This is a genomic window from Citrobacter sp. CRE-46 (genome assembly GCF_059615875.1).
Genome location: NZ_CM184341.1, coordinates 4,117,811 through 4,138,271, shown reverse-complemented (window position 1 = coordinate 4,138,271; position 20,461 = coordinate 4,117,811). Strand labels below are relative to the sequence as shown.

Sequence of the window (20,461 nt, the reverse complement as noted above, 5' to 3'; positions counted from 1 at the left end):
ATGTTCATTGTTTCTCTGAAACATCGATTCCTGTGAACGTGTAAAGGGCGTTCTCCGCCACGCCCTTTACCATCCCGGCTCCCGGCGGGAAAATTGTTGCTGCGCAATACCCTCCGCTTATTCCTTCAGGCTACCGGGCCGGGCGCGATGAAGCGTCCCTGCAAAGCGCGCCCTGAGCCAGCATCCATGCTGGCTCTCCCGGCCTTACGGAAACACGTCGGCAATTTTCAGCCGGACCAGCCCACACCTCACCATCTGCGTTTTTGGTCTGAACAGCAAAACAGATTTAACTGGAAGTCAGAGCATTGAAGCGATGACTCCGGTCCGGCTGAAAATCGATGAGGCGTTGACGGCTGACCGGGGTTGCCCGCAGGGATGCGGGCAGAGGGGACGGCCTGCATGGAGGCAGGCTCGGCCCCGACCCGACAGGCAGACGGCATAAGACGAATGAATCGCGAAGCGACGATTTTCCCGCCGGGAGCCTGGGATGCAAGGGAGGCGGCGGGAGCCTCCCTTGCACGTTCATGTGTAATGCGGTTTCAGAGAAGTTATGAGCATAAGGTGAACGTAATCCTGTTCATAGGTGGAATGTTCACCCTATATGCTTAACTGACTGGCATTACCCATTTAGCGGTGCTTAATGCCGTGCGGAAGGTTATGCCGCTTCGACTTTACGCACTTTCTCTGGCAGCTTTACCGGCTGCGTCGCCAGCTCCTCGGGTTCGAAGTCATCCACGTTAATGCTGCGCAGACGGCTCGCTTCGGCTTTCACCAGAATCGCGGCTTCATCTTTATCAATCAACCCTTTGGCCAGCGCGTTATGCGCCAGTTCGTCCAGGCGGGTAAACGGCAGATTTTTACCCAACTCTTTGCAGATCCGCTGGTGGATAGGGTCGGCTGCAATCACGTCCAGCAGAGCCTCTTCCAGCAAACCGACCGGGTTATGCTCGCTTGGCGTCAGGTATTGACCGCGACCAAGGCGAGAACGGGTGGCGCTCGGAACCTGCAAAATCTTCGCGACCTTATGATCCAGCTTGTCGGACGGTGCATGATAGTGGCGACCGGTCGGGAAGATAACCACACTCAGCAACCCGGCAACCAAACGGTTCGGGAAGTTTTTCAGCAGATCGTCCATCGCCTGTTCGGCTTTGTACAACGCATCCTGGACGCCCCAGTGAACCAACGGCAGGTCGGCTTCATTACGGCCTTCATCGTCATAACGCTTCAGTACCGCGGAGGCCAGGTACAGCTGACTTAACACATCCCCCAGTCGCGCCGAGATACGCTCACGACGCTTCAGGCTACCGCCCAGAACGGCCATAGACACATCCGAAAGCAGTGCCAGGTTGGCGCTCAGACGGTTCAGGTGCTGATAGTAACGTTTGGTCGCATCGGCGGTTGGCGTGCTGCTGGTTAAGCCACGCGTCAGGCCCAGCCAGAAACTGCGTACTTTATTGCTGCCAACGTGACCGATATGTTTGAACAGCAACTTATCGAACGCATTCACATCGTTATTCTGCGCTGCAGCCATCTCTTCCAGCACATACGGATGGCAGCGAATCGCACCCTGACCGAAGATCATCATGCTACGGGTCAGAATGTTAGCGCCTTCAACGGTAATGGCGATAGGCGCCCCCTGATAAGCACGGGCGAGGAAGTTGCTTTCGCCAAGCATGATGCCTTTACCGCCAGTAATATCCATGGCATCGATGATTGATTGCTGTCCACGGTGAGTACAGTGATACTTCACGATAGCCGACAGTACCGCCGGTTTTTCACCCAGCATAATGCCGTAGGTAATCAGCGACGCCGCAGCATCCATTACGTAGGCGTTACCGGCAATACGCGCCAACGGCTCTTCAATACCTTCCATCTTGCCGATAGAGATTTTGAACTGGCGACGAATATGCGCATACGCGCCGGTTGCCATTGCGACCGACTTCACGCCGCCCGTGGAGTTAGACGGCAGGGTAATACCGCGCCCCACAGACAAACATTCCACCAGCATACGCCAGCCCTGACCGGCCATTTTTGGGCCACCGATAATGTAATCAATCGGCACGAAGACATCTTTGCCCAGCGTCGGACCGTTCTGGAATGGCACGTTAAGCGGGAAGTGGCGGCGACCAATCTGTACGCCCGGCGTTGAGGTTGGGATCAGCGCACAGGTAATGCCGAGATCTTCTTCCCCACCCAGCAGTTTTTCCGGGTCGGAGAGTTTAAATGCCAGACCCAGTACGGTAGCGATAGGCGCCAGCGTGATATAACGTTTGTTCCAGGTCAGGCGCATCCCCAGCACCTGCTGGCCCTGCCAGTCGCCCATACAAACCACGCCGGTATCAGGGATCGCGCCTGCGTCGGAGCCTGCTTCCGGGCTGGTCAGAGCGAAACATGGGATTTCCTGACCGCGTGCCAGACGCGGCAGGTAATGATTCTTTTGCTCTTCGGTGCCGTAATGCTGCAGCAGTTCGCCTGGGCCTAATGAGTTAGGTACGCCGACGGTGATCGCGAGGATCCCGGAGACGCCGGAGAGTTTCTGCAATACGCGAGCCTGAGCATACGCGGAGAATTCCAGCCCGCCGTACTCTTTCTTAATGATCATCGCAAAGAAGCGGTGTTCTTTCAGATACGCCCACAGTTCCGGCGGCAGGTCCGCGAGTTCGTGGGTGATCTGGAAGTCATTCGCCATGCGGCATGCTTCTTCCACCGGACCATCAATAAACGCCTGTTCTTCAGCTGTCAGATGCGGCTGAGGATAGTTATGCAGTTTTTTCCAGTCTGGTTTCCCCTGGAACAGGTCGCCTTCCCACCAGGTTGTACCGGCATCAATCGCCTCTTTCTCTGTACGCGACATGGGCGGCATGACTTTACGGAAACCGCGGAACACCGGCGCAGAGATCATGGATTTGCGCATCGGCGTCAAGTTAAACGGTACGAGAATAATGGCCAGAGGAACCAGCAGCCAGACTGACCACAGACCAGCCACGCCAAGCGCAGCCGTCCAGGCGAGCAAAATTAAGCTGCTGAGGAATAAGCTCACGCGGTGATAGAACAATACGCCGAGCAGAACAACCGTAGCGATAATACTCAAAATCATCATAACGAAAAGCTCCCTTGCTTGTAGGAGGTCTGACCACTTGTGATGATATGGTTGTAGTGGATGTAAATTCTTTTAGCAATGTGTTTACAAAATAATTACAACAAAGCTCACATTGTTGGTGTTTTAACCGGCACAAAAAATCAAAAGCCGCGGCCATTCCTGTGGCTTGTACTTCTCGCTGGTAGCGCTATCCGGTACACTGCATCCTGTCATTTACATTCATGCTGAAGGATATCCTCATGTACCAGGATCTTATTCGTAACGAACTGAGCGAAGCGGCGGAAACGCTGGCTAATTTTCTTAAAGATGACGCCAATATTCACGCCATTCAGCGCGCGGCGGTCCTGTTGGCAGACAGCTTTAAAGCCGGTGGTAAGGTACTTTCTTGCGGTAACGGCGGTTCCCATTGCGATGCGATGCACTTCGCCGAAGAGCTGACCGGGCGCTATCGTGAAAACCGCCCAGGTTATCCGGCTATCGCTATCTCTGACGTTAGCCATATCTCCTGCGTCAGCAACGATTTCGGTTACGATTATGTGTTCTCCCGTTACGTTGAAGCCGTGGGACGCGAGGGCGATGTCCTGTTAGGCATCTCTACTTCGGGTAACTCTGGTAACGTGATTAAAGCGATTGCCGCAGCGCGTGAGAAGGGGATGAAAGTCATCACCCTGACCGGTAAAGATGGCGGCAAGATGGCGGGCAGCGCGGATATCGAAATTCGTGTGCCGCACTTTGGCTACGCTGATCGTATTCAGGAAATTCATATCAAAGTGATCCATATCCTGATTCAACTGATCGAAAAAGAGATGGTTAAATCATAAGAAGGCGATTGCCGGATGGCGGCTGAAGCCTTATCCGGCCTACATGAGCTCCACGTAGGCCTGATAAGCGCAGCGCCATCAGGCAGTTCACGGTTTTAAGGTAGGTGATGTATGTGCGAACTGCTCGGGATGAGCGCCAATGTGCCAACCGATATCTGCTTTAGCTTCACTGGGCTGGTTCAGCGCGGCGGAGGGACCGGGCCGCACAAAGACGGCTGGGGTATTACGTTTTATGAGGGTAAGGGTTGCCGTACGTTTAAAGATCCGCAACCCAGCTTTAATTCGCCTATCGCCAAACTGGTACAAGACTATCCCATTAAATCCTGTTCCGTGATTGCCCACATTCGTCAGGCGAATCGTGGGGAAGTGGCGCTGGAAAATACCCATCCATTTACCCGTGAACTATGGGGACGTAACTGGACGTATGCCCATAATGGGCAGCTCAGCGGTTATAAATCGCTGGAGACTGGTAATTTCCGCCCGGTCGGTGAAACTGACAGCGAAAAAGCCTTCTGCTGGCTGCTGCACAAGCTGACAGAGCGTTATCCGCGCACGCCAGGTAATATGACAGCGGTGTTTAAATATATCGCGTTGCTGGCAGGAGAACTGCGGGAGAAGGGCGTCTTCAACATGCTGTTGTCTGACGGTCGTTATGTGATGGCTTTCTGCTCGACCAACCTGTTTTGGATCACCCGTCGAGCGCCATTTGGCGTAGCGACGCTGCTGGATCAGGATGTGGAAATTGATTTTAGCTCAGAGACCACACCCAATGATGTGGTCACCGTGATTGCCACTCAGCCGTTAACCGGCAATGAAACCTGGCAAAAGATTATGCCAGGCGAATGGGCATTATTTTGTCTCGGGGAGCGAGTAGTTTGATGCCAGCTGCGGCTGAACGACTTCGTGACTCAACGGCTTGCTGATAACGTAACGGCCATCGACGACGGAAACGGTCGGTGGCTTACGCGTTTGTTCAAAGTAATCGTATCCTGGCTTTAACTGGGCCCAGAAATCTTTGTAATACGAAAACTTATGGCGCTGCATGTTGGCATCGGTCATGCGGAACGGGTAAATGCTAACCTGTACGCTGGATTGCCCGAACACCAGAGCGCCGGTGACAAACTGGAAAATCTCATCAATACCGTTGTCGGTCATCGCATAGCAGCCGACGGAAACGCAGGCGCCGTGGATCATCAGGTATTTACCTTCATAACCGTGTGCACGGTCGTAGGCGTTAGGGAAACCGATGTTAATCGCTTTATAGAAGCGGCTATCCGGTTTGAGCTGTCCGCGTTGTACGCTGTAAAAACCTTCCGGGCTTTTGAAATCACCCTGACGCTGTTTCGGCCCTAAGCCGCCGGAATAATTGCAGATCTTATAACTGTCGAGCAATTGATACTGTTCGCCCATCTTGACGTACAGATCGAGCGTTCGCTCTTCTTTGAAGATCTGGATATAGACAGGGGAGCCCATTAACTGCTGCTTATATTCTTTGCTGACAGGCGTGGTCGGGCTGCTGCTGCTCAGCAAACCAGCAAATGAAACGCACGGCAATAAAAGCATCGCAAGAAAAAATGCGATTTTACGCATACTGCTTATTCCTTGATAAAACGATTACACACGCCAGGACGGCAAAAAGAGTCCCCAAATCGGATAAATCTGGATCTGGAGCGCTCACATTAGCACCAAGAGAGTTTTTCGCAAGTCTCTCGTGCGGCGTTTACACTTTAGTTTTTCTTTATACGAAAAATTGCGCTTAAAGGCTGTCAGACACGGGCCTATTTTGCTGACTATCCCTCTGCATTTCGTCTTATTAATAAAGAATGCCTAATGTGTTGAATTTAAAAAATTAATTATTTAATAATCGAATATTAAACAGGAATGACGGGCAATAGCGCTAGACTGCGGCGAACGTGTTTGACCAGGTATTCTTCTTTTCATGCTTTTTGTCTCTGCACCCCGTTGCTTCTTGCCGGGCCTGTTGTCTTTGTGTGTTGTGCTGTCATTACCGTCTGTCGCCAAAGTTCAGCCCCACTTATCTGACGCCCAGTTAAGCTATGCGGCGCAACTGCGTATGCGTAACCGCGCCCGGCTACTGAAACTGTATCACGCACAGGTAAAAAAACAGGCAAGCTACGTCGTGGAAGGCAACGCAGAAAGTAAACGCGCGCTGCGCCAGCAGAACCGGGCGCTGATTAAACAGCACCCTGAGTGGTTCCCGGGCCCACTAAAAGCCAGCGATCATCGCTGGCAGGAACTGGCTGAGAATGACCATTTTCTCAGTAGCGATCATCTGCACAATATCACCGAAGTGGCTATCCACCGACTTGAGCAACAGCTAGGTAAACCCTATTTGTGGGGAGGCACCGATCCGGATGAAGGGTTTGACTGTAGCGGGCTGATTTTTTATGCCTACAACAAAATCCTGGCGGCAAAATTGCCCCGTACGGCGAATGAAATGTATCACTACCGACGGGCAACGATTGTCTCTAACCGCGATCTTCGCCGTGGTGATTTAGTGTTCTTTCATATTCACCGCCGGGATATAGCCGATCATATGGGCGTCTATTTGGGGCAGGGGCAATTTATTGAATCACCGCGGACGGGAGAAACCATTCGGGTAAGCAATTTATCCGATGACTTCTGGCAGGATCATTATCTTGGCGCCCGTCGTATTCTTACGGAAAATACGATTCTGTAATCAAAAGGCGGTGCAATCACACCGCCGCGCCAGGCGTTAACTCAACGCCCCCATGATCTTTAATTCCAGCTCATCCGGAACTTCGTTATAAGACAACACCTGTAGGCCCGGGGCAAACAGGCGCGCATAGCGCGCGAGCAGAGGACGTAACTGCGGCGCGACCAACAGCACTGGCTCTTTCCCCGCCGCTTTCATCTGCTCTTTTATCTGCGGCATATTGGTCTGAAACTGATTCAGCATATTGGGATCGACCGGCACGCTATCCAGCACCACTTTTCCACTTTGCTGAGCCTGATTCACCACATTCGCCAGCAGATTCTCCAGGTCACTATTCAGCGTATATACCGCCAGCTCATCTTTACGCACAAACGGATGGGTAATGCTGCGACGTAGCGCCAGACGCACATCCGCCGTTAACAGAATATGATCTTTGGTCACAGCGCTACTGGCGACCAGTACGGTGGCTATGGTGACGATATCGCGCAATGACACGCCTTCGATAAGCAGCGCCCGGTACACTTTCAACAGTTGGCTGTAATTCAGCGCTGCGCTTAAATCTTCCGCCAGACGCGGCGCCATAGAAGAGAGACGGTTATGCAACTGCGTAATGTCATCGTAATTAAACAGCTCTGGAATATAGTTACGAATGATCTTATTCACATGCGTCGCAATAACGCTGGCGCTATCGATAACCTGATACCCCATATTTAACGCTTTAGCTTTTTGCGCCGGAACAATCCAGGTGACCGGCATACCGTAGGCCGGATCGTGGCCTAAAACACCGTCGATCTCGCCATAGGTTTCACTGGAGGGCAGCGCCATCAGCTTATCTGCGGGAATGTCGGCCTCATCGGCCTTGATCCCATTGATAAAAATCGCGTACTGGGTCGGTTTGAGGCGGAAGTTTTCGCGAATGCGAATTTCCGGTAACAACACGCCGTTGCTGTCTGAGATCACCTGCCGCACACCGCGAATACGCTGAGTGAGCGGATTCCCTTTGGATTTATCGACCAACGACACCAGCTTGTATCCCAGACTCAGGCTGATAGGTTCAATTAAAGGGATGGTTTCCCAACTGACCTGCTGCTCGGTGGTTTCTGCGATGGTTTTGGTCAGCGTTTCGAGATTTTTCTCTTCGGTCTCTGCAACCTTGGGGCGCTTGCTCATGCGCCAGGCGGTGAATCCCAGCAGGGCGCTGAAAATCAGGAAGGGGAAATGCGGCATCCCCGGCACCACTGCCAGCACAAACATAATGCTGGTGGCGGTATACAGCACCGAGGGGCTGGCCAGTAGTTGGCTACGCACGTCTGTGGCAATATCGCCGCTGTCGCTTACGCGGGTGACGATGATCGCTGCCGCTGTCGACAACAGCAGAGAAGGGATCTGGGCGACCAGACCGTCACCGATGGTCATCAGTACGTATTGCTGGAATGCGGCTTCGGCGCTTAAATCGTATTTAAAGATCCCGATACAGACGCCGCCGATCAGGTTGATAGCCAGGATCATCATCCCGGCGATGGCATCGCCGCGCACAAACTTTGACGCACCATCCATCGCGCCATAGAAATCCGCTTCGCCCGCTACGTCTTTACGTCGCGCTTGCGCCTGCGCCTGATTAATCAGTCCTGCATTCAGATCGGCGTCGATCGCCATCTGCTTACCGGGCATGGCGTCAAGCGTAAAACGAGCAGAAACTTCGGAGATACGCTCCGCGCCTTTGGTCACCACGATAAAGTTAATGATCATCAGAATGATGAACACCACGAAACCAACGACAAAGTTACCGCCGATCACCACCTGACCGAAGGACTCAATCACCTTACCGGCAGCGCCTGCGCCCATATGACCGTGCAGTAATACCACGCGTGTTGACGCCACGTTCAGCGTCAATCGCATCAGGGTGGTGATCAGCAGAATGGTCGGGAACAAGCTGAATTCGAGCGGGCGTTTTGCAGAAACGGCCACTAACAGCACCATCACCGCCAGCACGATGTTAAAGGTGAACAGAATATCCAGCAGGGCCGGTGGTAACGGTAGGATCACCATGGCCAGGATACACAGTATAACCAGCGGAATGCCGATGTTACCGTTACGCAGCAGGGCCAGGAATTGTTTAGTTGTTTTCGGCATCCAGTTTAAGAACCTCTTTTGGAATGGAAATATGTCTGTTCAGCGAAGGACGTGCTTGTGAACCGTCACGCCAGTGCTTCATTTGCAGTACATAGGTCAGGACGTGTGCAATCGCCCGATACAGTTGAAATGGGATCTGTTGATTCACCTGGGTGGTGTAATAAACGGAGCGTGCCAGCTTAGGAAACTCAACGACTTCAATATTGCTTTCTGCCGCTACCTGCCGGATATACAGCGCGATTTCATCGGTGCCTTTGGCAACCACGAAAGGCGCGGCGGCGCGTGACTGGTCGTATTGTAGCGCCACGGCATAGTGGGTTGGGTTGGTGATTACCACATCGGCTTTTGGCACAACTTTACGAATTTGCCCCATCGCCATTTGCCGTTGCAAGCGACGTATTCTGGCCTTAACCTCGGGTTTACCTTCCTGATTTTTATACTCTTCCTTCACTTCCTGTTTCGTCATTTTCAGCCCTTTGGTGAACATTTTTTTCGCCAGAGGGACATCGATCAACGCAAAGAAAACAAACAGGATGACAAAGTTGCGCATGATGCTGCTGTACAGCGCCAGACCATCGCTGACGGCCTGTTTGAAATGAAGCTCTTGTAAGCCGAGAAATGCGGCAACGTTATTGGGTACGCTGATCCATAGCATCACCAGCAGCACTATCGCTTTGAGCGTCATCTTGCCGGTATCCACCAGATGGTCGGTGGAAAACAGGCGACCAATCCCTTTGATCGGGCTTAATTTGCTAAAGTCCGGCAATATTTTTTTCGGCAGGAATAGCCAGCCTCCCGGAACCAGTGAGGCAAACAGCGCGGCAACCGGCATGGGTAACAGCGTCAGGATGAATTTCCCCAGAATCAGCAGATGGTGTTCAAGGAACTGACCGATGATGTCCGGGTCATTAATGTTCTGCGCGTACTGATGCACGCTGGTAAAGCTTTCGCGCACGAAATCTTCGTACCAGGGAAAGCTGCTGGAGATCACCATAAATGCGGCAAACAGACTGGCGGCAAGCCCCATATCTTTTGAACGCGGTATTTGTCCCTCTTGTCTGGCCTTGCGAAGTTTTTGCGTCGAGGGTTTTTCTGTTTTTTCTTCGCTACTGCTATCCGCCATAGTGTCCCTTCAACGCGTCAAGCTGCTGTAAGACGAAATTCGCCAGGTGCAAATAGTGGTCGGGCAGGTTGTAAAGCAGGGTTGCAAAGCAGAACAGACCCGCCAGCATGTTGATGGGAAAACCTAATGAGTACAGGTTGAGCGGTGGTGCAATACGGTTTAGCAGACCAAAGCAGCCCTGAACAATCAGCATGATAAAGGTCGTCGGCAGCGCCAGCAGCGTGGCGGCGGCGAATACCCAGCCCAGCGCCAGAGAAATCGTGCGCAGAGATTGCGGATGCAACGCATTGCCAATCGGCCAGTAAGTAAAGCCTTTAAATAAAATACTCACCAGCAGCAGATGCCCGTCCATGGCAAAAAACAGTATCACCGCGTAGATGTTGATCATTTCCGCCAGCACCGTCGTTGACGCGCCGCTGCTGGGGTCGTTCATCACCGCCATGCTCATCCCCATATTAAAAGAGAGGATTTGGCCCGCCAGTTGTAGCGCTAAAAATAAAAACTGCAGCATCAGGCCGAAAAGCATTCCCCACAGAAACTGCTCTGCGGTCAAAATAATGCTGTTGATCGACAGCAGGCTGGTGGGTACCGGGTGGGGGATAAGCGGCGTAATGATAAAGGCCAACGCCAGGGACAAAATAATGCGTATACGTATGGTCAGCGCGGCATTATCCAGTACCGGCGCGTAGTGAATAAACGCCATAATGCGCACGAAGGGAAACCACATGCCCAGTATCAGATTACTTAACTGTGTAATATCTGTTTCGCGCATGTCAGTGCACCAGAATGGCGGCCTGAGAGAACAGATGCACGCAGAGATCGCTCAACTGGACGATCATCCATTTTCCGCAAATACCTAATACCGCGAGGGTGACGATCAGCCTGGGTAAAAAACTAAGCGTTTGTTCGTTAATCTGCGTCACAGCCTGAAAAATGCTGACCAACATACCGACCAGCAGGCTGGGAACGACTAACACGCAGACTAAAATGATCACGACTTTTATACCGCTGGCGACGATGTCTGCGGCTACATCAATGGTTAGCATGTCAGCTCTCCGTTAGCCCAGTCCCAGACCGCGAATGCTGGAGGTCAGCGTACCAACGGTCAGCGCCCAGCCATCAATAAGCACAAACAGCATCAGCTTAAAGGGCAGCGAAACGATCAGCGGTGACAGCATCATCATCCCCATCGCCATCAGTACGCTGGCGACGATCAGATCGATCACGAGGAACGGAATGTAAATCATAAAACCTATCTGGAAGGCGGTTTTGAGTTCGCTTAGCACATAGGCGGGAACGATAATAGAAAGATCCTGATCGACTGCATTCCCTTTCGCGTTGGCGATCGTCATTATCTGCGCAATCGCTTTTTTATTGGTTTGCGCCAACATAAAACGTTTCAATGGCGAAGCGGCTGTACTCAGGGCGTCGGGGAGCGTGATTTGATCGTTTTCAAAAGGGACTACGGCATGATCGTAAATGTTGATCCAGATTGGGCGCATCACCAGCATGGTTAACGACAGGGCAATGCCAATCAGTATGCGGTTCGGCGGCGTTTGCTGCAGCCCTAATGCCTGACGCAGCAGGGAAAGAACAATAATAAAACGGGTAAAACAGGTCATCATCAGCACCAGGGTAGGCAGAATGCCCACCAGGGTCATCAGGATCAGGACCTGGATTTTTACGCTGTATTCCTGGCTATTTCCGTGTGAAACCACATTCAGCAACGGGATATCTCCCCCTTGCGCGCAGGCAAAGGGAGAAAGGATGAGTAACGAGATACCCAGTAAGAGCGTGAGTGTTGGCGCGCGTTTCATGGTGCCAGGTCGTTAATTTCATGCGTGTTGAATTCAAGGACGCGCAGGCCATATTTTTCGTTGACCACCACCACTTCAGCCTTACCTAGCAGGATATTATTGACCTTAATATCCAGCGGTTCGCCGGCGAGTTTATCCATCTCGATGACGGTGTCGTCATCAATGTTTAGCAGATCGGCCAGCATCACCTCCACGGAGGAGACTTCCAGCGTTAGCGTGACTGGAATACGTTTGAGTAATGACATCGACTCGGAAAAACGGTCTTCTAAACGCGCTACCAGCTTTTCAGTGACAGACGGCGCGGGTGGCGTAGTTGCTTCGGGGGCTAACTCGAAGCCTTGCTCTAAAATATCTTCTGGCTTACTCATAGGATTTCTCCGTCTTGCTCGTTAATTCGGACAAAAACAGTTTGTCTTTATCCTCTACGATCAGGGCATTAAATAATTCGGATTTCCCGATATAAACAGGGAAAGTATCAGGCATCGCAATCGGTAAAATATCGCCGGGTTTAATCGTCGTCAGGTCGGCAACATTCAGAGGAATTTCTGCAATCTTCACGTTCATGGTTAGCGGCAGCGTATGAATGATTTCTTTGATCAGCGTTTTTTTACGCGTTTCAGCGCTGGCTTTATCAATCTGCTTTTTTTTCTCTCCATGCTCGCTACGGCGAATCAAATTCAGAATATAATCGGTATGCGAATCGTCCAGTAAGATGCGGAAACTGCAATTCTCATCATCACCTAATACAAATGTAAGCTGATAAGCCCAGTGGGTTTGTATGGTGCTGCTGTCGGGTTTGAGCGTCAGTGGAATACCAGATATATTTTTATTAAAAATGATATTGCAAATATCCAGCGCCAGTCTGCTTCGCAAGCGGATTTCCGTTTTGGTTGGTAAATCATCCTGCGACTTCTCGTCGGCGAGAGATGATGCCAGACCATAAAAGTTACCTAATAACATTAACAATAATGCGCGGTCGATATCAAAGGCCAGATGCCCAACCTGAGAAACTAATAACTCCGCACTTTTATTGATAACATCCATCTCACACTGTATTTTTTTTAGTGTTATATTTGTGCGGTGTTTTTTCAGGAAATAGTTTCCAAGATGTGATTCAATTGTATCAAAACTTCCCGTAAACATAGTCGGCAGACGATGATATGGACGTCCAAGCCGGTTTCCTTCAAGTTTAAAGATTCCGGGCGTTTGACTATATTTCAGCATGGTGCGCTTTCTCAGCTGTAATTTCTGGGGCGGATGAGTTGATATCAAATCCCGCGGTTATCAAAGAAAATACAAATCCATTTAATTTATTACTCATCCTTGACGCTATTCTCATAGTGTTGAAGTCCATTAGATATGAAATGCAGTACCTGGGCTCTTCACTGATCCAGGGCTGGATATTAGATATTTTACCCCTCCCTTCTGCAAGTTATTAATGGTGATGAACTATAATTAAAAAATAATTAATTACACATCCGTGATGTTGCCCGCCTACAGTCTGTCGCTGCGTAGGGTTATCTTGCTGTCTATTTTTCATGCGGATTTTCTTGTAGTTGTTTGTTTTTTAAGGAATAATATTTTTATTATCTTTTAATTTAAGATTGTTAATGATACCGGTGATAGTATTTTTTTAGGAAAAACCCTATTTGAAAATAGTCTCCGATAGGGCTGCCCTGTGAAAGGGCGGTAAAACATGAGCAAGGATGGGATTAAGACATGGCACGGGTGATATCTATTATTCGATGATTGTGCTTTGGAATGATTTGTATATTTCTCGTAACGGATGTTAACTTTACTTCTAAGTGTAAATAATCATGTTTGAACTTATTGCCGAAGCAGCCTCCAGCATTAACGTTTTTTCAATGGCAAGACGTATTGCTGCTTTTAATGTTCCAGTACTTATCCATGGCGAAACCGGTACGGGTAAAGAATGTATCGCCAAATTTATCCACTCGATTGCATTTGCGCAGGAGTCGTCGGCGCCTTATATCGGTGTGAATTGCGCTGCTATTCCTGAAAATATGCTGGAAGCCACGCTCTTTGGTTATGATAAAGGGGCGTTTACCGGGGCAGTGGCCACCGTACCGGGAAAGATGGAATTAGCTAATAACGGTACATTATTACTGGATGAAATCGGTGATATGCCGTTGGCGCTACAGGCCAAGATACTGCGCGTATTACAGGAACAACAGGTTGAGCGTTTAGGCAGTAACCGTCTCATCAAATTAAATTTTCGTTTAATTGCCTGCACCAATAAAAACCTTGAAGAAGAGGTTGCGGCAGGACGCTTCAGAGAAGATCTCTATTATCGCATGTCAGTGATTCCGTTGACAATGCCGCCCTTGCGCGAGCGTATGGAAGATATTATCCCATTGGCGGAATCCTTTATTAAAAAATACTCCACGGTGCTGGTAAAAAATATCAAGCTTTCTGAATCGTCACGCCGGGCATTACTCAGCTATGCGTGGCCGGGTAACGTACGCCAACTGGAGAACGCGATTCAACGAGGAATGATCCTTAATCGTGATGGCGTTATTTATCCAGATACGTTAGGTCTGCCATCTATTGAGTCCGATTCCTGGAGCGAGCCGCAATGGCAACCTAAACCCAGCGCGCAAATCACCACCAGCGCCAATCTGGGCCAGCATGGTCGTAGCGCGCAGTATCAATATATCGCTGACCTGATGCGCAAATATCAGGGTAATAAAACCAAAATCGCTGATTTATTAGGAATCACCCCACGTGCGCTTCGTTATCGTCTGGCATCAATGCGAAAACAGGGAATAGAGATCTTTTCCTGAATCAGTCTGTGGTACCGAGAACGCTTTTCTAATTTTAAGAGTAGGTCATGAGCATAAATACGATAGCCCCAGCCAGTACGATGCAGACGCAAATGATGCAGGACATGCAGCAGATGAAAGCGGTCGTGCAAGCGCCCGTCCTTTCGCCGATGCAGGTTAACGCCCAGCAGGCATCATCTCCGGTTTCGTTCGACCGCGTTATGCAAGGGGCGCTGAATCATGTTGATCGGTTCCAGCAGGTTGCGGAACAAAAACAAACGGCCATTGAGATGGGGAAAAGCGACGACCTGGCGGGGGCGATGATCGCCAGCCAGCAGGCATCGTTATCGTTTTCCGCGCTGGTGCAGGTACGTAATAAAGTCGCTTCCGGATTCAATGACCTGATGAGCATGTCAGTCTAACGCTATGAATGAACTAATAAAAAAAGTTACTCAGTTTTTACCATCGTTCTCTTTCAGGCTGGATGGTAATAAACGTCTGGCGTTACTGGCGGCAGCGGCTGTTGCGGCTACCGCCATTATTGTCAGCGTGCTATGGAATGGCAACCACGGCTATGTTTCGCTGTACGGTAGCCAGGAAAATATCCCGGTTTCGCAGATAGTCACCGTGCTGGATGGTGAAAAGCTGGAATACCGCATCGATCCGCAAAGCGGACAAATTCTGGTTCCGGAAGAGGCCTTGTCCAAAACGCGAATGACGCTGGCGGCGAAAGGCGTTCAGGCCATGCTGCCCAGCGGCTATGAACTGATGGATAAAGATGAAGTGCTGGGCGCCAGTCAGTTTGTGCAAAACGTTCGCTACAAGCGGAGTCTGGAAGGCGAACTGGCGCAGAGCATCATGACGCTGGACGCCGTCGAGAGCGCCCGAGTGCATCTGGCGCTGAATGAAGAGAGTTCCTTTGTCGTCAGCGACGAACCGCAAAACAGCGCCTCGGTGGTGGTGCGTCTGCATTATGGCAGCAAGCTGGATTTGGACCAGGTGAATGCTATCGTGCACCTGGTGTCCGGCAGCGTGCCTGATTTGAAAGCTTCGCAGGTCAGCGTTGTCGACCAGGCGGGGAATTTATTGTCCGACGGTATTGGCGCGGGTGAAGCGGTTTCTGCGGCGACGCGTAAGCGCGACCAGATCCTCAAAGATATTCAGGATAAGACCCGCGCCAGCCTCGCAAACGTTCTCGACTCGCTGGTCGGCACTGGCAACTACCGGGTGAGCGTGATGCCGGATCTCGATCTGAGCAATATCGACGAAACCCAGGAGCATTACGGCGACACGCCAAAAGTTAACCGTGAAGAGACGGTACTCGATAGCGATACCAGCCAAATCGCCATGGGGATCCCCGGCTCGCTGAGTAATCGTCCTCCAGTGGCGGCAAATCAAGTGACGAATGGCGCCAATGGAAGCGCGCCAGAGGAATCTAACCAGCCCGCTGCGTTGTCAAAGCATAGCGAGAACAAACGCGACTACTCCTGGGACCGTAGCGTTGAACATATCCAGCATCCCGGTTTCGACATTAAACGTTTAAATGTGGCTGTGGTACTTAACCAGAGCGCGCCTGCGTTGAAGAACTGGAAACCGGAGCAAACCACGCAATTGACGGCGCTGTTGAATAACGCCGCCGGGATTGATGCCAGGCGTGGCGACAATCTGTCTTTATCGCTGCTTAATTTTGTGCCGCAGTCGATCCCCGTCGAGCCGGTGGTCCCCTTTTGGAAGGATGACGACATTCTGGCCTGGGTGCGTCTGATTGGCTGCGGTCTGTTGGCTCTGCTGTTGCTGCTGTTTGTTGTTCGCCCGGTCATGAAACGGTTGACCGCCGAACGTCGCCGGACGTCGGCGCCAGAGCTGGCGCTGGACGCTGCACCGATCGCGATTCCTGCGGACAAACCCCATTTTGCGGCCGCTGAAGATGAACGTAAAAATATCGAACTGCCTTCTTTCCCTGGTGACGATAGCCTGCCTTCGCAGAGCTCCGGTCTGGAAGTGAAGCTGGAGTTCCTGCAAAAACTGGCGATGAGCGACACCGATCGCGTAGCTGAAGTTCTCAGACAATGGATTACCAGCAATGAGCGAATTGACAATAAATAACGGCAGCAACAATAGCTATCTGGAACAGGCCGCAATTTTATTGCTGTGTCTGGGCGAGGAGGCGGCAGCCACGGTGATGCAAAAACTCAGCCGCGAAGAGGTGGTTCGCCTGAGTGAAAACATGGCGCGTCTGTCTGGGGTAAAAACCAGCATAGCTAAAAAAGTGATCAATAACTTTTTTGATGAATTCCGCGAACAAAGCGGTATCAACGGCGCATCGCGTTCCATGCTGCAAGGGATCCTCAATAAAGCGCTGGGCACAGAAATCGCCAGTAGCGTGATCAACGGTATTTATGGCGATGAGATCCGTTCGCGGATGGCGCGTTTACAGTGGGTGGAGCCGCGCCAGTTGGCGATACTGATCTCAGAAGAGCATTTGCAGCTACAGGCCGTATTTCTTGCCTTCCTGACGCCAGAAATCTCGGCCACGGTACTGTCTTACATGAATGAGTCAGTGCAAAACGAGATCCTCTATCGCGTAGCTAAACTGAACGATGTGAACAGGGACGTGGTGGATGAGCTGGATCGTTTGATCGAGCGTGGGCTGTCGGTGCTTTCTGAACATGGCTCGAAAGTGAAAGGGATCAAGCAGGCTGCGGATATCGTGAACCGCTTCCAGGGAAATCAACAGGTGATTCTCGATCAGCTGCGCGAACGCGATGAAAATGTGCTCGAACAGTTGCAGGATGAAATGTACGACTTCTTTATTCTGAGCCGCCAAACTGACGAAGTGCGTCGTCGTCTGCTGGACGAAGTACCGATGGAAGATTGGGCGGTGGCGCTGAAAGGTACTGAAGCGCTGTTACGCCGTTCGATTTATGCTGTGATGCCTAAGCGTCAGGTACAACAACTGGAGGCGATAACCTCACGTCTTGGTCCGGTTCCGGTGAGCCGTATTGAGCAGATACGCCGTGAAATCATGGGAATTGCCCGCGAACTTGAGGAAGCGGGTGAAATACAGCTACAGCTGTTTGCTGAACAGACGGCGGAGTAACCTATGGCGATTGAAACCATTCGTGGTCGTTACCGGCTGCATCGTTTTCCTCCTCGCCAGCGCCATCTACAGGCTGAACAGCTCACGCCGGGGATTACTCCGGCGGATTATCAGCGCCAACTGATGGACGGCTTCCAGGAAGGGCTGCAAAAAGGTTTTGAGCAGGGGATGACCGAAGGCCAGGAGCAGGGTTTTCAGGAAGGTCATCAGAAGGGGCACGATGAAGGTCGTCGTCAGGGATACACTGAAGGCAGCCTGGCCGGACAGCAGGAAGGGCGCAAGCAGTTTGAACGCGCCGCCCAGCCGCTGGAGGCTATCTCCGGCAAAGTGAATGACTATCTGGCGCACGTCCAGCGTAAACAGCGGGAAGACCTGTTGCAGCTGGTTGAAAAGGTGACCCGCCAGGTGATTCGCTGTGAGCTGGCGCTGCAACCGACGCAGCTATTATCGTTGGTCGAAGAGGCAATTTCGGCCTTTCCGGCGATGCCTGAGTCGCTACAGGTGCTGCTGAGTAACGAAGAATTTAACCGCATCAAAGATGTCGCGCCTGAGAAGGTCACAGCCTGGGGACTGACTCCCTCTCCCGATCTGCAGGCGGGCGAGTGTCGGGTGATTACCGATAAATCCGAGCTGGATATTGGCTGCGAGCATCGCCTCGAGCAATGTATGTCGGCACTTAAAGAGTCGCTGCTGCCGGAGCCGACGGGTGAGTGATCTTTCCAGCTTCGACAACGCGCTGCGTTCTATTGAGTCGATTCCTTTAGCCCGGGTTGCCGGGCGACTGGTTCGCGTGAACGGTATTTTGCTGGAGAGCGTGGGCTGCCCGTTGGTAACCGGCCAGTTGTGCCGTGTTGAAAGCGCAAACCATACGCTGATCGACGCGCAGGCGGTGGGATTTAATCGTGATATCACCTACCTGATGCCCTTCAAACACCCTGTCGGACTGATGGCGGGGGCGCGCGTATTCCCCGAAGAAAAAGCCCAGGAGATCCTGATCAGCGAAAGCTGGCTGGGGCGGGTGGTCAATGGCCTGGGCGAACCGCTGGATGCCAAAGGCCGTCTGACCGGCAATGACGTGCTGCCACCTCAGGCGCCGTCTATCAACCCCCTTACGCGTCGGTCGGTGAACCAACCGCTGGATGTTGGTGTAAAAGCAATCAACGGGTTATTAACTATCGGCAAAGGCCAGCGCGTGGGGTTGATGGCTGGCAGCGGCGTGGGAAAAAGTGTGCTGCTGGGGATGATCACCCGCCAGACCAAGGCCGACATCGTGGTGGTGGGGTTAATTGGCGAGCGTGGCCGCGAGGTGAAAGAGTTTATCGATCACTCCCTGGGCGCGGAAGGGTTGGCAAAATCCATTATCGTGGCGGCTCCGGCGGATGAGTCGCCGTTGATGCGTTTGAAAGCCACCGAGCTGTGCCACTCTATCGCCGCCTGGTTTCGCGATCGTGGGCATCACGTTTTATTGCTGGTGGATTCGTTAACCCGTTATGCCATGGCGCAGCGTGAGATCGCGTTGTCATTGGGAGAACCTCCGGCGACGAAAGGCTATCCGCCCTCGGCGTTCGGTATGATCCCTAAGCTTGTGGAAAGCGCCGGCAACAGTGAAAGTGAAGGGTCAATGACCGCCATTTACACGGTGCTGGCGGAAGGGGACGACCAACAGGATCCAATCGTTGACTGCGCGCGCGCGGTGTTGGATGGGCATATCGTACTGACCCGTAAGCTGGCGGAAGCCGGGCATTATCCAGCCATTGATATTGGGCAGTCGATCAGTCGATGCATGACCCAGGTTACGCCCTACGAGCATCAGCAATCGGCCCGTCTGCTGAAACAAAACTATGCCGCCTATATGGAAATTAAGCCGCTGATCCCGTTGGGAGGCTATGTTGCCGGAGCCGATCCCAGCGTTGATAAAGCCGTCAAAGTGTTCCCCGCCATCGAGCGTTTCCTGCGTCAGGAGGTAAGTGAACCCGCGTCACTTGAACTGGTGCAAAGTCGTTTACAGGCCCTTTTCCCCCAGGCAAAGAAAACGGAAGGTAAATAATCATGCGGCAAATTATTGATACCCTGGCGCAGTTGCAGCGTCTGCGGGATAAATCAGTCAAAGACATGACGGTCCAGTTGGCTAAACAGCAGCAGGTCTGTACCGGCTTTGACAATAACATCAAAGCGCTGGGTTACCTTATTCAAAAAACCAGCACCGGCGTTGAGGCGCCTTCGGTTGAATCACTCAAAAACGTGACCGGATACAAAGGCACGCTACGCACGGTGATTGCCTGGCAGGAACAGGAAAAAACGCTGGCTAAAATCAAAGAGCAGCGTATTCAAAAAAATCTGGTCGCCGCGGCTTGTGAAGAGAAAATTGTCGCCATGACGTTGGCAGATAAGCGTTACGCGCTGAGCAATGAGGCGCAGGTAAAAGAGCAAAAAGCCGTAGATGAAATCGCCGCGCAATGTTGGCTAAGACAGAAGACGCTGGGACTGGTATGAAAACGATCATTACTTTCGGCACATTTGATGTTTTTCATATTGGGCATCTGCGTATTCTTGAACGCGCCGGGCAGTTGGGTGAGCGGCTGATTGTCGGCGTCTCCTCAGATGCGCTAAATATGCATAAAAAAGGCCGGATGCCGGTTTATAGCCAAAGCGATCGCATGGGGATTGTTGCCGGGTTGAAATGCGTGGACAGCGTGTTTCTCGAAGAGTCGCTGGAGAAAAAAGCAGATTATATTCGCCAGTTTAACGCTGATACGCTGGTGATGGGCGATGACTGGGCCGGACGCTTTGATAGTTTGTCGTACCTGTGCGAAGTGGTCTATTTTCCCAGAACACCATCGATATCCACCACCTCGATTATTGAGGTGGTGAAGGGATACAAATAAA

The 20,461-nt window shown here is 51.7% G+C and carries 20 protein-coding genes; 11 read left to right on the top strand and 9 right to left on the bottom strand.

What is annotated here, in order from left to right; translation table 11 throughout:
* Positions 1-655: 655 nt before the first annotated feature.
* Entirely contained in the window at positions 656-3,100 is a 2,445-nt protein-coding gene (gene fadE, locus AC534G_RS20225; protein ID WP_038637538.1) for an acyl-CoA dehydrogenase FadE, read from the bottom strand.
* A 239-nt stretch (positions 3,101-3,339) separates the two neighbouring features.
* Between fadE and lpcA the strand changes: the two genes are divergently transcribed.
* Positions 3,340-3,921, top strand: a complete 582-nt coding sequence (gene lpcA, locus AC534G_RS20220) for a D-sedoheptulose 7-phosphate isomerase (RefSeq protein WP_016149592.1) — start codon at positions 3,340-3,342, stop codon at positions 3,919-3,921.
* Between the two features lie 111 nt (positions 3,922-4,032).
* Positions 4,033-4,800 (top strand): class II glutamine amidotransferase, encoded by a 768-nt coding sequence (locus tag AC534G_RS20215; RefSeq protein WP_110498710.1) that lies wholly within the window; start codon positions 4,033-4,035, stop codon positions 4,798-4,800.
* Here the strand turns inward: AC534G_RS20215 and dpaA are convergent.
* The gene (dpaA, locus tag AC534G_RS20210) at positions 4,771-5,511 is read right to left on the bottom strand and encodes a peptidoglycan meso-diaminopimelic acid protein amidase (RefSeq protein WP_038637546.1); all 741 of its coding nucleotides are present in this window, start codon (positions 5,509-5,511) and stop codon (positions 4,771-4,773) included. The genes AC534G_RS20215 and dpaA overlap by 30 nt on opposite strands.
* A gap of 349 nt (positions 5,512-5,860) precedes the next feature.
* Here dpaA and AC534G_RS20205 point away from each other — a divergent pair, with 349 nt between their 5' ends.
* Entirely contained in the window at positions 5,861-6,622 is a 762-nt protein-coding gene (locus tag AC534G_RS20205; protein WP_496594458.1) for a C40 family peptidase, read from the top strand.
* A gap of 36 nt (positions 6,623-6,658) precedes the next feature.
* Here AC534G_RS20205 and flhA read toward each other — a convergent pair whose 3' ends face one another.
* Genes flhA through AC534G_RS20170 form a run of 7 tightly spaced genes read right to left on the bottom strand, consistent with a single transcriptional unit; the run spans position 6,659 to position 12,916 of the window.
* Entirely contained in the window at positions 6,659-8,752 is a 2,094-nt protein-coding gene (gene flhA / locus AC534G_RS20200; protein ID WP_038637552.1) for a flagellar biosynthesis protein FlhA, read from the bottom strand.
* The gene (flhB, locus tag AC534G_RS20195) at positions 8,736-9,875 is read right to left on the bottom strand and encodes a flagellar biosynthesis protein FlhB (RefSeq protein WP_199983198.1); all 1,140 of its coding nucleotides are present in this window, start codon (positions 9,873-9,875) and stop codon (positions 8,736-8,738) included. Before flhB ends, flhA begins: the two co-directional genes overlap by 17 nt.
* Positions 9,865-10,647, bottom strand: a complete 783-nt coding sequence (locus AC534G_RS20190) for a flagellar biosynthetic protein FliR (RefSeq protein WP_038637559.1) — start codon at positions 10,645-10,647, stop codon at positions 9,865-9,867. The genes flhB and AC534G_RS20190 overlap by 11 nt, the downstream gene beginning before the upstream one ends.
* Position 10,648: 1 nt before the next feature.
* Entirely contained in the window at positions 10,649-10,921 is a 273-nt protein-coding gene (locus AC534G_RS20185) for a flagellar biosynthetic protein FliQ (RefSeq protein WP_038637561.1), read from the bottom strand.
* Between the two features lie 12 nt (positions 10,922-10,933).
* Positions 10,934-11,692, bottom strand: coding sequence for a flagellar type III secretion system pore protein FliP (gene fliP / locus AC534G_RS20180; protein ID WP_038637565.1), 759 nt, complete (start codon positions 11,690-11,692; stop codon positions 10,934-10,936).
* Complete coding sequence (locus tag AC534G_RS20175) at positions 11,689-12,060, bottom strand: FliM/FliN family flagellar motor switch protein (RefSeq protein WP_003838856.1); 372 nt, start codon at positions 12,058-12,060, stop codon at positions 11,689-11,691. Before AC534G_RS20175 ends, fliP begins: the two co-directional genes overlap by 4 nt.
* On the bottom strand, positions 12,053-12,916 hold the full coding sequence (locus AC534G_RS20170) for a FliM/FliN family flagellar motor switch protein (RefSeq protein ID WP_038637570.1): 864 nt from the start codon (positions 12,914-12,916) through the stop codon (positions 12,053-12,055). Before AC534G_RS20170 ends, AC534G_RS20175 begins: the two co-directional genes overlap by 8 nt.
* A gap of 593 nt (positions 12,917-13,509) precedes the next feature.
* On the opposite strand from AC534G_RS20170, the gene AC534G_RS20165 reads away from it, so the two are divergent.
* The 8 genes from AC534G_RS20165 to AC534G_RS20130 are packed head-to-tail and all read left to right on the top strand — an operon-like array spanning position 13,510 to position 20,460.
* Positions 13,510-14,496 carry a sigma-54 interaction domain-containing protein gene (locus AC534G_RS20165; RefSeq protein WP_110498708.1) on the top strand — a complete coding sequence of 329 codons (987 nt, stop codon included), beginning with the start codon at positions 13,510-13,512 and terminating at the stop codon, positions 14,494-14,496.
* 47 nt (positions 14,497-14,543) lie between these two features.
* Complete coding sequence (gene fliE, locus AC534G_RS20160) at positions 14,544-14,897, top strand: flagellar hook-basal body complex protein FliE (RefSeq protein ID WP_110498707.1); 354 nt, start codon at positions 14,544-14,546, stop codon at positions 14,895-14,897.
* A gap of 4 nt (positions 14,898-14,901) precedes the next feature.
* Positions 14,902-16,581 carry a flagellar basal-body MS-ring/collar protein FliF gene (gene fliF / locus AC534G_RS20155; RefSeq protein WP_038637580.1) on the top strand — a complete coding sequence of 560 codons (1,680 nt, stop codon included), beginning with the start codon at positions 14,902-14,904 and terminating at the stop codon, positions 16,579-16,581.
* Positions 16,559-17,575, top strand: a complete 1,017-nt coding sequence (locus AC534G_RS20150) for a flagellar motor switch protein FliG (RefSeq protein WP_038637583.1) — start codon at positions 16,559-16,561, stop codon at positions 17,573-17,575. The genes fliF and AC534G_RS20150 overlap by 23 nt, the downstream gene beginning before the upstream one ends.
* Positions 17,576-17,578: 3 nt before the next feature.
* Entirely contained in the window at positions 17,579-18,289 is a 711-nt protein-coding gene (gene fliH, locus AC534G_RS20145) for a flagellar assembly protein FliH (protein ID WP_038637585.1), read from the top strand.
* Positions 18,282-19,622: a flagellar protein export ATPase FliI gene (gene fliI / locus AC534G_RS20140; protein ID WP_038637588.1), complete on the top strand. Its 1,341-nt coding sequence runs from the start codon at positions 18,282-18,284 to the stop codon at positions 19,620-19,622. The genes fliH and fliI overlap by 8 nt, the downstream gene beginning before the upstream one ends.
* A gap of 2 nt (positions 19,623-19,624) precedes the next feature.
* Entirely contained in the window at positions 19,625-20,068 is a 444-nt protein-coding gene (gene fliJ, locus AC534G_RS20135) for a flagellar export protein FliJ (protein WP_087856494.1), read from the top strand.
* Complete coding sequence (locus AC534G_RS20130; protein ID WP_038637597.1) at positions 20,065-20,460, top strand: FAD synthase family protein; 396 nt, start codon at positions 20,065-20,067, stop codon at positions 20,458-20,460. The genes fliJ and AC534G_RS20130 overlap by 4 nt, the downstream gene beginning before the upstream one ends.
* Position 20,461 lies beyond the last annotated feature (1 nt).

Coding starts and splice junctions, on each gene's coding strand:
- fadE (WP_038637538.1), bottom strand. CDS start 3,100: ATGATGATTTTGAGTATTATCGCTACGGTTGTTCTGCTCGGCGTATTG.
- lpcA (WP_016149592.1), top strand. CDS start 3,340: ATGTACCAGGATCTTATTCGTAACGAACTGAGCGAAGCGGCGGAAACG.
- AC534G_RS20215 (WP_110498710.1), top strand. CDS start 4,033: ATGTGCGAACTGCTCGGGATGAGCGCCAATGTGCCAACCGATATCTGC.
- dpaA (WP_038637546.1), bottom strand. CDS start 5,511: ATGCGTAAAATCGCATTTTTTCTTGCGATGCTTTTATTGCCGTGCGTT.
- AC534G_RS20205 (WP_496594458.1), top strand. CDS start 5,861: ATGCTTTTTGTCTCTGCACCCCGTTGCTTCTTGCCGGGCCTGTTGTCT.
- flhA (WP_038637552.1), bottom strand. CDS start 8,752: ATGCCGAAAACAACTAAACAATTCCTGGCCCTGCTGCGTAACGGTAAC.
- flhB (WP_199983198.1), bottom strand. CDS start 9,875: ATGGCGGATAGCAGTAGCGAAGAAAAAACAGAAAAACCCTCGACGCAA.
- AC534G_RS20190 (WP_038637559.1), bottom strand. CDS start 10,647: ATGCGCGAAACAGATATTACACAGTTAAGTAATCTGATACTGGGCATG.
- AC534G_RS20185 (WP_038637561.1), bottom strand. CDS start 10,921: ATGCTAACCATTGATGTAGCCGCAGACATCGTCGCCAGCGGTATAAAA.
- fliP (WP_038637565.1), bottom strand. CDS start 11,692: ATGAAACGCGCGCCAACACTCACGCTCTTACTGGGTATCTCGTTACTC.
- AC534G_RS20175 (WP_003838856.1), bottom strand. CDS start 12,060: ATGAGTAAGCCAGAAGATATTTTAGAGCAAGGCTTCGAGTTAGCCCCC.
- AC534G_RS20170 (WP_038637570.1), bottom strand. CDS start 12,916: ATGCTGAAATATAGTCAAACGCCCGGAATCTTTAAACTTGAAGGAAAC.
- AC534G_RS20165 (WP_110498708.1), top strand. CDS start 13,510: ATGTTTGAACTTATTGCCGAAGCAGCCTCCAGCATTAACGTTTTTTCA.
- fliE (WP_110498707.1), top strand. CDS start 14,544: ATGAGCATAAATACGATAGCCCCAGCCAGTACGATGCAGACGCAAATG.
- fliF (WP_038637580.1), top strand. CDS start 14,902: ATGAATGAACTAATAAAAAAAGTTACTCAGTTTTTACCATCGTTCTCT.
- AC534G_RS20150 (WP_038637583.1), top strand. CDS start 16,559: ATGAGCGAATTGACAATAAATAACGGCAGCAACAATAGCTATCTGGAA.
- fliH (WP_038637585.1), top strand. CDS start 17,579: ATGGCGATTGAAACCATTCGTGGTCGTTACCGGCTGCATCGTTTTCCT.
- fliJ (WP_087856494.1), top strand. CDS start 19,625: ATGCGGCAAATTATTGATACCCTGGCGCAGTTGCAGCGTCTGCGGGAT.
- AC534G_RS20130 (WP_038637597.1), top strand. CDS start 20,065: ATGAAAACGATCATTACTTTCGGCACATTTGATGTTTTTCATATTGGG.